This is a genomic window from Sphingomonas sp. Leaf37 (assembly GCF_920939475.1).
Lineage (GTDB): Bacteria > Pseudomonadota > Alphaproteobacteria > Sphingomonadales > Sphingomonadaceae > Sphingomonas.
This window is the reverse complement of sequence record NZ_CAKLAX010000004.1, coordinates 81876-95059: the sequence shown is the minus strand read 5'-3', so window position 1 is coordinate 95059 and position 13184 is coordinate 81876. Positions and strand designations below refer to the sequence as shown.

General features: G+C 66.5%; 8 protein-coding genes. 5 read left to right on the top strand and 3 right to left on the bottom strand.

Annotated elements, in window-relative coordinates; genetic code table 11:
- The first annotated feature begins 175 nt into the window (after positions 1-175).
- Genes LRA87_RS14290 through LRA87_RS14280 form a run of 3 tightly spaced genes read left to right on the top strand, consistent with a single transcriptional unit; the run spans position 176 to position 4447 of the window.
- Positions 176-2200: a glycoside hydrolase family 97 protein gene (locus LRA87_RS14290; protein ID WP_230632456.1), complete on the top strand. Its 2025-nt coding sequence runs from the start codon at positions 176-178 to the stop codon at positions 2198-2200.
- 16 nt (positions 2201-2216) lie between these two features.
- Positions 2217-2978 (top strand): SGNH/GDSL hydrolase family protein, encoded by a 762-nt coding sequence (locus tag LRA87_RS14285; protein WP_230632455.1) that lies wholly within the window; start codon positions 2217-2219, stop codon positions 2976-2978.
- Positions 2978-4447, top strand: coding sequence for a carboxylesterase/lipase family protein (locus tag LRA87_RS14280; protein WP_230632454.1), 1470 nt, complete (start codon positions 2978-2980; stop codon positions 4445-4447). Before LRA87_RS14285 ends, LRA87_RS14280 begins: the two co-directional genes overlap by 1 nt.
- A 33-nt stretch (positions 4448-4480) precedes the next feature.
- Here LRA87_RS14280 and LRA87_RS14275 read toward each other — a convergent pair whose 3' ends face one another.
- Entirely contained in the window at positions 4481-5386 is a 906-nt protein-coding gene (locus tag LRA87_RS14275) for an ROK family protein (RefSeq protein ID WP_230632453.1), read from the bottom strand.
- 190 nt (positions 5387-5576) lie between these two features.
- Between LRA87_RS14275 and LRA87_RS14270 the strand changes: the two genes are divergently transcribed.
- Entirely contained in the window at positions 5577-6818 is a 1242-nt protein-coding gene (locus LRA87_RS14270) for an ROK family protein (protein ID WP_230632452.1), read from the top strand.
- On the top strand, positions 6815-8662 hold the full coding sequence (locus tag LRA87_RS14265) for a glycoside hydrolase family 9 protein (RefSeq protein ID WP_230632451.1): 1848 nt from the start codon (positions 6815-6817) through the stop codon (positions 8660-8662). The genes LRA87_RS14270 and LRA87_RS14265 overlap by 4 nt, the downstream gene beginning before the upstream one ends.
- Here the strand turns inward: LRA87_RS14265 and LRA87_RS14260 are convergent.
- Both LRA87_RS14260 and LRA87_RS14255 read right to left on the bottom strand, forming a co-directional pair.
- Positions 8637-9659, bottom strand: a complete 1023-nt coding sequence (locus LRA87_RS14260) for a cupin-like domain-containing protein (RefSeq protein WP_230632450.1) — start codon at positions 9657-9659, stop codon at positions 8637-8639. The genes LRA87_RS14265 and LRA87_RS14260 overlap by 26 nt on opposite strands.
- Before the next feature lie 113 nt (positions 9660-9772).
- On the bottom strand, positions 9773-13117 hold the full coding sequence (locus tag LRA87_RS14255) for a TonB-dependent receptor (protein WP_230632449.1): 3345 nt from the start codon (positions 13115-13117) through the stop codon (positions 9773-9775).
- Positions 13118-13184: the final 67 nt, after the last annotated feature.

Below are 13184 nucleotides of genomic sequence, written 5' to 3'. Positions count from 1 at the left end.
TCTCCTCACCAGCCGTACCGTACCGTATCGTTCGTTCGTTCGTTCGTGCCAGCGGCACCAACCCCGTCGCGCGACAGCTGTCAACAATACATATTTCAATTTGGCTTTTCCGGCCGGCTGTGCTTCGTGATCGGGAAGGACGCCGTTCGACACGCGCGGCGGCGGGAGGATGACGATGGCGGCATATGGCACGGCGATCACGTCGATCCGGGCCGGGACGGCACGGGCCGCCCTGCTGGACGTAGCACTGGGTACGGCACTGGTAGCGGCACTGGGCGCAGCCCTGCTCGCGGCACCTGCCGCCGCGCAGACCGTCGCCTCGCCCGACGGTCGGGTGGCCGTGACGCTCGGCACCAGCAGCGACGACCAGCCGACCTATGCCGTCAGCGTCGGCGGGCGCCCGATCGTCACCCCATCCCCGCTCGGACTGGAATTCGAACGTTACGCCAAGCTGTCGAACGGCCTGCGCGTCGCATCGACCGACGCCGGCCGTGGCGAGGATCGCTATGCGCTGCCGGCGGGCAAGGTGTCGTCGGTGGCCGAACGCTACAACCAGATCGTCGTCCATATGGCCGAAAAGGACGGCCGGCGCCGCCGTCTTGACCTGATCGTCCGCGCCTACGACACCGGCATCGCGCTGCGCTACGCGGTCCCGCGACAGCCGAACCTCGCCACCCTGCGCATCGCCAACGAGCTGACGCAATTCGCCTTCGCCGCCGATTACGCCTGCACCGGGCTCAACCTCGGCAGCTTCGGCACCAGCCACGAAGGCGAATACGATCCGGTCGCGGCATCGGCCATCCGCGCGCACAATCTCTACGAACTGCCCTTCGTCTGCCAGACCGGCAGCGGCGGCCCGGCGATCGCCATCGCCGAAGCGGCGGTAGAGAACTGGCCGGCGATGTACCTGACCGGCACCGAAACCGGCGCGCTCGGCGTCGCGGCGAAACTGACCCGCCGCCCCGACGATCCCGCCATCGCGGTAAAGCTGGACGTCGCCGACGGCGTGGTCTCGCCGTGGCGCGTGGTGATGATCGCACCCGATGCCGGCACGCTGATCGAGAACACGCTGCTCACCAGCCTCAACCCGCCGGCCAAGGGCGACTTCGGCTGGGTGAAGCCCGGCAAGACCGCATGGGACTGGTGGTCCGGCCCGCTGCTCGCCGGGGTGCCGCAGGCGGGATCGAACGCCGCCACCGAACGCGCCTTCATCGATTTCGCAGCCTCGCTCGGCCTGCCGTACATGATGGTCGACGATGGCTGGTACGCCAACAGCGGCACCGGCCCGCTGGTGCTGCCGGGTGCGGATCCGACCCGTCCGCTTCCGGAAATCGATCTTCCCGGCCTCATCGCCTACGGCAAGGCTCGCGGCGTCGGCCTGATCCTGTGGATCAACTGGGAATTGCTCGATCGCGACATGGAGCGCATCCTCGGTTCCGTCGCGGATAGCGGTGCCAGGGGGATCAAGGTCGATTTCATGAACCGCGACGATCAGGACATGATCGGCTTCTACCACCGTCTCGCCGAGGCGACCGCGCGCCACCACCTGCTGCTCGACCTGCACGGCGCGACGCATCCGTGGGGCATGACCCGCACATGGCCGAACTTCCTGACGCAGGAGGGCGTGCTGGGCGCGGAATACAACAAGTGGACCCGGCGGATCACCGCGCGGCACAACATCACACTCGCCTATACGCGGATGCTGGCGGGGCCGCTCGACTATACCCCCGGCGGCTATCGCAACGCGACGCCCGCGACCTTCGCCATCGCCGCGACCGGTCCGCAGACGCAGACGACGCGCGCCGCCGAACTGGCGAAATACGTGGTGTTCGAAAGCCCGCTGCAATCGGTCGCCGACACGCCGGTTGCCTATCGCGGACAACCCGGCCTCGACTTCCTCGCCGCAGTACCGGCGACATGGGACGAAACCCGCTTTCTGTCCGGCACGATGGGGGAATCGATCGCGATCGCCCGGCGCAAGGATCGGACATGGTATGTCGGCGCGATGACCGACGCCGCCCGCAGCGTGACCGTGCCGCTCTCGTTCCTCGGCAAGGGCAGCTATACCGCCCGACTGTGGAGCGACGGCGCGACGGCGACCGATCTCGCCACCACCAGCCGGCGGGTCGACGCGGCGGCGACGCTGACGCTCGACCTGCACGCCGCGGGCGGCGCCGCCGCCATCCTCGCCCCACGCTGATCCGGAAGACCGTCGTATGAAACTTGCCATCGCCCTGCTGCTCGCCGTCCCGACCGGCCCCGCTCTCGCACAGTCGTTGCCGACCGCCGAACAGAAGGCGCAATGGGAACGCGAGGGCGAAGAGCGGCTGCACAAGGATTTCGGCTGGCTCGGTCGCTATCAGGAAGCGAATGCGAAGGTGACCGCACCGGCGAAGGTCGTCTTCATGGGCGATTCGATCACGCAGGGCTGGTTCGACATGATGCCCGCCTTTTTCACACCCGGCCGCTACGGTCGCGGCATCGGCGGACAGACGACGCCGCAGATGCTGCTCCGCTTTCGTCAGGACGTGATCGACCTGCATCCGCAGGTGGTGCAGATCATGGCCGGCACCAACGATATCGCCGGCAATACCGGGCCGATGACCGCGGCGCAGACGAAAGCCAATCTGATGTCGATGGCGGAGCTGGCGCGCGCGCATGGCATTCGTGTCATCCTCGCCTCGATCCCGCCGGCGGATCATTTCCCGTGGCGACCGGGCCTCGACACGGCGACGCCGATCGCCGCGATGAATGCATGGATGAAGGATTACGCCGCGCGCACCGGCGCGACCTACGCCGATTACTGGACTGCGCTGCACGACGGCGACGCGCTGAAGGCCAGCCTGACCTATGACGGGGTGCACCCGAACAAGGCGGGCTATGCGGTAATGGCGCCGGTGGCGGAGGCGGCGATCCGCCGTGCGATGGCGAAACCCGCGCCCGTCCACACCCCTGCCCCCGCCCCGATCGCGCGGTGATGATCGCACTGGCGCTCGCACTCGCGGCGGCGGGACCGGTGATCCGTACCGACCACGGCCCCGTCCGCGGCGAGGCGCTGGCGAGCGGCGGCGCGGTGTTCCGCGGCATCCCCTTCGCCGCGCCGCCGGTGGGCGCCTTGCGCTGGCGCGCGCCCCGGCCTCCGAGGCGCTGGACGCGAACCCGCGCCGCGATGGCCGAACACGCCGCCTGCCCGCAGGTCGTCTATGGCGACTGGAACCGGACCGCCGCCAACGCGAGCAGCGAGGATTGCCTGTTCGTCGACGTGCGCACCCCGTCACTGAACGGCGCGGCGAAGCTGCCGGTGCTGGTCTGGATCCACGGCGGCAGCAACCGGGCGGGGGCCGGCGGCGGCACGGTGGAATCGCGGATCACCGACAAGGGCATCGTGCTGGTCAGCGTCCAGTATCGCCTCGGCGCCTTCGGCTTCCTGTCGCACCCTGCGCTCAGCCGCGAACAGGGCGGGCGCAGCGGCAATTACGGCCTGATGGATCAACAGGCGGCGCTTCGCTGGGTCCGGCGCAATATCGCCCGCTTCGGCGGCGATCCGGCGCGGGTGACGATCGCGGGCGAATCCGCCGGAGCGATGGACATCGGGCTGCACATGCTCAGCCCCGGATCGCGCGGCTTGTTCGCTCAGGCGATCGCGGAGAGCGGCACGGCGGGCTTCGGCACCGCCCCGCGCACGCTCCAGGCCAATGAAGTCGTGGGTACGCTCATCGCAAGGGGGGCCGGCCTGCCTGCGGACGCGACGGCGGCGCAGCTCCGCAGGTTGCCGATGGCGGCGGTGCTGAAGGCGGACGCGCAGGTCGATGCACCCGGCCTCGACGACGACAGCTTCGTGTGGTTGCAGGCGGTGGTGGACGGCGCGGTGTTGCCCGACACGCCCGCGCACCTGTTCGCCAGCGGCCGGATCAATCCCGCGCCTCTGGTGATCGGCATCAATGCCCGGGAATTGACGCTCCACGGCGGTTTGCCTGCCGCCGCCGCGGCGGTACGCCGCGAATTCGGCCGCTACGCCGATCGCGCGCTGCGCTTCTACGGGTTGCAGCCGGGCGGCACGCCGGTGTCGGACGCGCGTCTGGGCGACGTGACGCTGCAACTGGCGAACGACATCACCTTCCGCTGTCCCGCGATCGCCGTATCGAATGCGCTTACCCGGCATGGCGGGACGGTATGGCAATATCAGTTCGACTACGCCCCGCCCGGCGGTACGGTGAGTCATGCCAGCGAACTCGGCTATCTGTTCAACCCGCCGCAGCCCGGCCAGCCGCCGTTGCAGGCCTATTGGGTGAACTTCGTGAAGACGGGCGAGCCGAACGGCGCGGGGCTGGTACGCTGGCCGGCGTACGATCGGAAGACCCGCGACTACATGGCATTCGATCAGGACGGGCCGGTCGCCAGGCGCGACTTGCGGCGCGATATCTGCGACCTGCGCGATACGCCCTGATCGCCATTCCGCGCCTTCGTCGCTGCTGGCTTGTCAGTTGCCCCACAGCCGGGCCGCACCGCGCACACCCGAACTGTCGCCCCATTGCGCCGCGACGATGCGCCCCTCCCAATCTCCGCCGAAGCTGTAGCGGTCGATCACCGCCGGCAGCGCATCGTATATCTCCGATACGTTGCTCATCCCGCCGCCGATGACGAAGACGTCGGGGTCGACGATGTTGGCGATCATCGCCATCGCCCGTCCCAGCCGGTCGACATACGCGTCGAGCGCCGCCTTCGCATGGGGCGTTCCGGCACGCGCCGCGGCGACGATGGCAGGCCCGGAATGCGTCTCGCCGCTGCGCGCCGCCATATCCTTTTGCAAACCGGTTCCCGACACCAGCATGTCGAGGCATCCATGTTGTCCGCACCAACAGGCGGGACCGGGATATTCCGCGGCGGTCATCCACGGCAACGGCACATGGCCCCATTCGCCGCCCATGCCGTTCGCGCCCTCGACGATCCGGCCATCGACCACCAGTCCGCCGCCGACGCCGGTGCCGACGATCACCGCGAACGCCGATCGCGCGCCCGTCGCGGCGCCGTCGACCGCCTCGGACAAGGCGAGGCAATTGGCATCGTTGGCCATCCGCACCTCACGGCCCAACGCCGCCTCCAGATCCTCGCGAAAGGTCCGGCCGTTCAGGAACGTCGCGTTCGAATTGCGCATGCGCCCGTCGCGCGGGTTGATCGATCCCGGGGTGCCGATGCCGATCGTGCCGGCACTGCCCGCATCTGCCTCTGCACGACCGATCAGATCGCGGACATCCCGGATCGCCTGATCGTAGTCGCCGGGGTTGGGCGTGCGGACCCGTGCCAGAAACGCACCATGGCGATCGAGCGCCGCGGCCTCGATCTTGGTGCCTCCGAAATCGATGCCGATCTGGATCACGTTCGTCATGCTCCTGCGCCGCTACTGCCGGCGACGGGTCGCCTCGGTCTGGATTGGTATTACATCGGCATAATAATAAGGCAAATTGAGATAATTCTAATGGTATGCGGGCCGGATTATCGTACCCAGACGGGGTGACGAATTCAGCGAGTGGGGATAGGCGTTCCTGACCCTGATAAAGCATGGAGCCACACTCGATATGCCGATCAGCTTCGGTTCCAAACCCGGCCGCCGTATCGATGCACAGACCTCGGACGGCCGCGACGCGCGTTTGTCGCGCAGCTTGTCGGGCACCAATCTGGAACGTGCCGGGGACTATAACCTGCGGACCGTGCTGCAGGCCGTCCGGCTCAATCGCGATACGACGCGGGTCGCCATCGCGCAGCAGACCGGACTGACCGCGCCGACCATCGCCAACATCACGGGTCGGCTGATCGACATGGGCCTCGTCCGCAACGCCGGCAGGATGCAGGGCGGCCGGGGGCAGCCGGCGCTGCGCTTGCAGATCAATCCCGAAGGCGCTTTCGGCATCGGCCTCAATATCGATCGCGACCATCTGACGCTGGTTTCGCTCGATCTGGCGGGACAGGTCCGCAGCCGGGTGACGCGCGAGGTCGCGTTCGCGATGCCGGACGACGTCTCCGCCTTCGTTCGCGACGTCCTGGACGATGTGATCGCGCAGGGCGGCGTGGATCGCGACCGGGTGCTCGGCGTCGGCGTGGCGATCCCCGACGATCTCGGACGCATCCGCCTGCCGCACCAGCCCGCCGGTTACGACAAATGGAACGAGGTCGATCTGGCCGCGCTCCTAAAAATAGTCCCCTGGCCCATCCACCACGACAATGATGCCGCCGCCGCGGCTGTGGGCGAGGCAGAATATGGGACTGCGTTCGACAATCCCAGCTTCTTCTATCTGCTGATCAGCGCCGGACTGGGCGGCGGGCCGGTGATCGATCGCTCCTATCATCGCGGCGCGAACGCCCGCAGCGGCGAGATCGGCCTGATGCCCGACATTACCGGCCGGCCCGGCGCGACGGTACAGGATACCGTATCGCTCTCTGCCTTGCTCGCACGAATGGAAGCGGAAGGTTTCGCCGATCCGACCGTCGCCGATCTCGCAGGTGACGACGCACGACTGGAGGATGTGGTGGCGGGCTGGCTGGCGGATGCGGTGCGCGCGCTCACCGCACCGCTGGTCGCGATCAATTGCCTGCTCGACCCCGACGCGATCCTGATCGGCGGGCGCCTGCCGATGCCATTGATCGACCGTCTCGCGGCCGGGCTGACCGCCGCGCTAGATGCCGTCCCGCAGCCCTCACGCGCCAAGATCATGCCCGCGGTGATGGCGCAGGATGCACCGGCGATCGGCGCCGCGATCCTGCCCTTCCTGGCGCATATCCTCCCGTCCGACGCGATCCTGATCCAGAGCGGCCGGCAATGACGACATGGCGGGTGCTGCTGCTCCTGATTGGGGCGGCACCCGTCGCAGCGGTGCCGGCCGAACCTTCGCCCGGCACGATCCGCATCGACCAGCTGGGTTACGAAACGACGGGCCCGAAGCATGCAATCGTCGCGACACCGGACCTGACACCCCTGTCTTGGACGCTGGTCGACAGCACGGGCGAGCCGGTCGCGACTGGCACGACGCGGCCCTTCGGCCACGACCCCGCATCCGACGAGACGATCCAGCGGGTCGACTTCACCGGTTTCATGATGACGGGCGAAGGCTATCGCCTCACGATCGGACGGCTTGGCAGCCAGTTATTCAGCATCGCCGACCGCCCGTTCGCCGCAGCCGCGACGGCGGCGATGAGCTTCTTCTATCAGCAGCGTAGCGGTGTGCCGATCGAGGCGCGCTACGTCCAGCGCCCGGACCTCGCGCGCGCCGCCGGCCACGCGCGCGAGATCGTCACCTGTTTCCACGGGCGTGATCAGCGCAGCGTACGCTGGCCCGGATGCGACTACCGCCTCGACGCCACCGGCGGCTGGTACGACGCCGGCGATCACGGCAAATATGTGGTCAACGGCGGCGTGTCCGCCTGGACGTTGCTCGACCTGCACGAGCGGCTTGCGGCCCTGGGCGATGCCGATGCATTCGCCGATGGCCGGCTGGCGCTGCCCGAGCGTGGCAACGGCCGCGACGATCTGCTGGACGAGGCGCGGGTCGAGGTAGCGTTCCTGCTGGCGATGCAGGTGCCGCAAGGGCGACGGGTGACGGTGGCGTTCAGCACCGACACCGGCGCTCCGGCCAAGGATTTCCGGACGATAGATGCGGGTGGTCTGGTCCACACCAAGGTGGCGGACGAAGCGTGGACGGGCTTGCCGATGGCGCCGGCCGCCGATCCGATGCGCCGCTTTCTCTACCCGCCATCGACGGCTGCAACATTCAACATGGTCGCTGTCGCCGCACAGGCGGCGCGCATCTGGCGGCAGAGCGATCCTGCCTTTGCAGACCGGGCGCTGGCGGCGGCGCGCAGGGGATGGGAGGCCGCGGAGCGCATCCCCGGTCTTCACGCCAGTTCGGATTTCACCGGTAGCGGCGGCTATGGCGACCGGCAGATTGCCGACGAACGTTTCTGGGCGGCGGCACAGCTGTTCGTCACCACCGGCGAGGCACCGTTCCGCGCTGTCGTGACCGCGGCACCATTCCTCCGCGACGGCAGCGTCGATCTTGGCTGGGGCAGCACCGCACTCGCCGGTGTGTTGACTCTCGCCACCGTGCCGAACGGATTGCCGCCCGACCTGCATGCCGTTATCCGGGACGAAATCGTCGCACGAGCCGACATGCTGCTCGCCGAGCGAGATCATAGCGGCTATCGGCTGCCCTTCTCCGGCGCGCATTATGGCTGGGGTTCGAATTCGACGCTGCTCAACCGCGCGATCGTGCTCGGTGTTGCCTATCAGATCACCCGCAACGCGGCCTATCGCGATGCCGTCGCCGATGTCGCCGACTACGTCTTCGGCCGCAATGCCCTCGATCGTTCGTTCGTCACCGGCTTTGGCGCGCGCACGACGCATCAGCCCCATCACCGTTTTTGGGCGCAGGCAGCAGATGCCCGCTATCCGGCGCCGCCGCCGGGTGTACTCTCGGGCGGTCCGAACGACAGTGCCCGCATGGACGACGGCGATCCCCTTAAGGGCCGCTGCGTCGGGCAGACGTGCTGGCGCGACGACTGGCGCGCCTTCACGATGAACGAGGTCGCGATCAACTGGAACGCGCCGCTGGTATGGGTGACGGCGTTCCTCGATGCTACGCGGATCAGGAGCGCCCGAGCGCCCGGATAAGATAGTCACGGATCCGCTCGGCTCGATCGGGTGACGCACGCCCAAGCACGCCGCGCGCCGGTTCCGGCAGGTGATCGGCAGCGCGTGACGCATCGGCGCCGAAAACATAGTGATCGAACCAGCCGCGAACCGCGTCGCGTTCGCCCTGCGGCAGGTCGCGCACGGCGACCAACGCGTGGATCAACGCCGCGAACGGCGATGCCATGGCCTGTTGCCCCCACCAATAATTCACCAGCACATTGAGCGGACCGATCGCCTTCACATCGTGCCACCAGAGCGAGGGGACATATATCGCATCGCCGGGTCCCAGCTCCGCGACCTGCATCTGCCCCATCGCTTCGGCGAAGCGGGGATAACGGTCGAGGTCGGGCGATTCGAGATCGACCATGCTGGTCGGCTGGCCGGCGATCGTCCGATCCAGCGGACCGACGTACAGATTGCTCCCCTGCTCCGGCGGGAACAGGACGAAGCGTCGGCGGCCGGCGACGACCGCGGCGATGTTGCTCGATATGTCGTAATGGGTCGACACGCGGCTGGCGTTACCGATCCAAAGGCGGGGCACGGCGTCGGGTGTGGCCAGCGGCAATGGGTTGGCCTCGACCCAGCCGGGAAACGTATCCGGGGCAGTGGCGGCGCCGGCATACAGAGCAGGTACGTCGGGATCGTCGGCCTGCGCAACGAGCTGGTCGAGCAGTACCGGCAGCAGCACCTGCGCCCGCTGGAAATTGAACCCCATGATATCGGGCGTGTAGAAGAACCGCCCGCGTTCCTCCGGCGCGGCGACCATGACATGCGCCGGACGGCCGCCGTTGAAACGCCGGATATAGGCGGCCATCGCGGCAGGTCCCCGCTGCCCTGCCTGCACAGCCGGCCAGTGTCGAACCAGTCCGCGCAGCACCGCGGGTTGATATGTCGGCACGACCTCTTCGGCGAAGCGCTGCGGCGTCATGTCACCGAATTCGCGGACGCGTGGGGCAAGATCGATGGCGCCTGTCATGTCTTGTCCTGTGAACGACCGGACGATTCCGTAGCCGCTTCCCGCCCCGATACAAAGAAGGGCGGAGCACCGCGAAGGTGCTCCACCCTTTCAGGGGGAGGAAAGCAAAAGGGTCAGAACGTTAGACGCGTCGTGATCGACAGCTGACGATCGCTCTTGAAGAAGGAGCGTGGGGCGGTGAGGCCTTGCGGGTTGAGCAGAAACACCGTCTTCGTCGTCGTATCGAGCAAGTTCTGCGCTTCGATGCCGATCTTGAAGTTTTTGTTCACCGTGAGGAATACCGATCCGTCAAGCTGACCGTTGCCGAGCGCATAGACCGGCAGGAACGGGAAGCAGCAGTCGCGGTTGGTCAGCAGGAACTTCGACCGCCAGCTATACGCGAAGCGGGTGTAGATCCCGCCCTTGTCATAGAAGGCGGCAACGTTGAAGTTGTACTTCGACAGACCGGCGAGCGGCAGGTTGTTGTAGATGCCGGTCACGTCGAGTGGTGGGCGCGATCCATCCGCCGAGCCATTGGTAGGCACGCCGTTCGGGATGTTGCTGGGATCGACGAAGGTAAAGGTCGCCTGCGTACCCAAGCCCGACAGCAATCCAGGCAGAAAGTCGTAGGTCTGCTGATAGCTTAGTTCTACGCCCTTGATCTTGCCATGGCCCGGCGCGTTCGCCGGACCGTTGACGGTCACGTCGAAGGTTTGGCCATTGTTGGTGTAGGGCCGCTGGAACCCGTAATTGTCCAGGATGATATTAGTGAGGTCTTTGTAGAAGAAGGCCGCCGTCAGCGAACCTACCTTGGCGAAATACCATTCGGCGGTCAGATCGAACTGCTTTGCCTCGATCGGACGGAGGTACGGGTTGCGGGCCGAAGCCTGGAAGCCATAGCTGCCCCTGGTGTTCGCGCCCGATGGCGAAACGAGGACGAAGTTGCGTAGATCGCCGAAGTTCGGCCGCGAGATCGCCTTGGACGCCGCAAAGCGGAACAGCAGCTTGTCGGTGGCTTGCAGCTTGACGTTCAGGCTGGGAAGCCAATTGCTGAACTTCTGTGCCGCGATTTCGGCGCGGTTGCCGTTGTTTGTACCGGGCACGTAGTTCGAAAACGCCTGAATGGCGGACTGCTGTGCCGCTGTGAGTGTACAGATGACCGGGATGGTCCCCTGCTGCGTGGGGTTCGCGATCGAATAGGTGCAATAGTTTTGCAGGTTGGTGTAGCGGGGCGGGTTCTGCGTGTCCGGCGTGAACACGTCGTTTGCCGACGGGAACGTCAATCGTCCGAACGATTCATCCTTGGTGTGGACGTAGCGAACGCCGATGTTGCCCGACAGGCTCATGCCGTTGCCGAAATCCTCGACCCCGAAGTCGGCGCGGGCGTAGGCGCTCCACGTCGTTTCGGTGTTGCGATACTCGGGCAACGCGCCGCGATCCTCGAGCGGCGTGTAGTTGCCGCCTCCGGCCTTGGTAACCGTGCGCAGAAGCGCGGTCAGGGCGTCATGATCGCGCATTATGTTGTCAGGGATGTAAAAGGCGTTGGGCGGCTGCACCGCCTGATTGCGATAGAAATCGTCGTACGCGAACAGCGATGCCTGATTGGCGGGCAGCGCGTTGAAGCCGACGGGGCCGCCACCGGTCCACGTGTCCGACACCGCGCCCCAATTGTTGTAGTCGTTGGTCCGCACGGTCTGATCGCGCTTGGCATAACGCCCGCCGGCCCGCACCTTGCGCAGGAAGCTGTCCTCGCTGACGTCGTAGCTCACGTCGCCGCGGAAGGCATATTCGTCGCCATCGTTGTCGGCGAGGTTGTTGAAGGCGTCGCGGAAATAGGTAGACGCCTTGCTGCCGAAATAGTCTGCGGTGTTACGGCCGTCGGGACGCAGGTTGACCTGCGGCACCTTGCCGCGCAGGTCGATGTCGACGCCCGAATAGGTCGCCATGTCGACGATGTCGTCACGATTGACCGACTTCGACTTCACATATTGGCCGTCGAGGTTGATGTGCAGACGATCGGTCGGATCGATCTTGGCGTTGAGCGAAAAATCCTGAGTCGTCGCTTTCTGGTAGAATGCGCGATTCGAGAAGGTCGTGAAGATGCCGTTGGGCGCGAACTGCGTCAGTTCGCCATAGCTGCCGTCGGCACGATTGCCGAACACCGCGCCCGAATTCTTGACGATCGATCCGCTGGTGAAAACGCCGTTCGCGTCATAGGTATTGGTGGTGCCGGCGCGCGGGAAAGTCGTGGTGACGTCGCCATAATAGACGTTCGGCTCGATCGTCTTTTCCAGCCAGTTCTGCTGCCCCTCGGTGCGCAGATATTGCGCGGTCAGCAGGAACGTCTTGGCCGCATTCTCGAACTGCGCCGCTGCCGACACGCCGATTCGCTTGCGATCAAAGGACTGGGTGCGTGAACCGCCGCCGACCGGGGTATAGACCGGGCCGACGCCGCCATTGGGCACCGGGAACGTATCGAACAGCGCCGACGAGAACGGCGTACCCGCGTTGATCGTGCGACCTTCGCCGGCATCCTGCACACCGTTGCGGTTGCGATCGTCGTTGTAGCGCGGCAGCATCGACGACAGGAACACCGAGTCCGAGCGGCTGTACTGCTGCGAATAGCTGGCGCTGGCGAGGATGCCGAAGCGGCTGCCGCCGGCGGTATCCCACTGTTGGCTGTAGAGGCCGACGACGGATGGCGCGCCGCGCTGCTCCATATCGCCCCAGTTCATGCTGCCCGACAGGTAGATCAGGCGCTGGTCCTGATCGAACGGCTTGCGGGTGTTGATGTTGACGGTGCCGGAGATACCGCCTTCGATCAGGTCGGCGGTCAGGTTCTTGAACACCTCGACAGAACCGATCAGCTCGCTCGGTACGTCGTTGAAGCCGATCTCACGACCGCCCGACACCGCAAAGGTGTCGCGGCCGTTGAATTCGCCGCGCACATAGCTGAGGCCGCGGATGACGACGCCCGAGCCCTCGACCGAGAAGTGCTGCGAGTCATTGGGCGCTGCGAAGCGACTGATCGCGACGCCGGGGACGCGCTGGAGCGCCTCGTTGACCGAGCGATCCGGCAGCGCGCCGATATCCTGCGCTGTGATCGCGTCGACGACGGTGTCGCTGTTCTTCTTGATGTTCTGCGCGGTGGCGAGGCTCTGGCGGACGCCGGTGACGACGATCTCGTCCCGCTCGGTCTCGGGCGGTGTGACCGCACCGTCCTGCGAACTGCCCGACGTGCCGGTGGTTGCGCCCGCCTGGTCGGTCGCGGTGGCACCGGTGCCGGTATCGACGCCGGTGGTACCGGACGTGGTGCCCTGCGACCCGTCGGTCACCGGCTTGGTCGGCGTCGCGCTATCCTGCGGGACCGTCCAGGCAAGCGCGGGCTGCGCCGCGCACAGCATGGCAAGGGCGGATACACCGATGCTGAGGTCGCGCAATCTGGTGCGGCCCTCCCGACGCGTGTCACGAACGATCATGTCTACCCCTTTCAGTCCTCATCCCGAGACCGTCCTCCGGTACAAGCCGGAAGATCTGTCGCCGTAT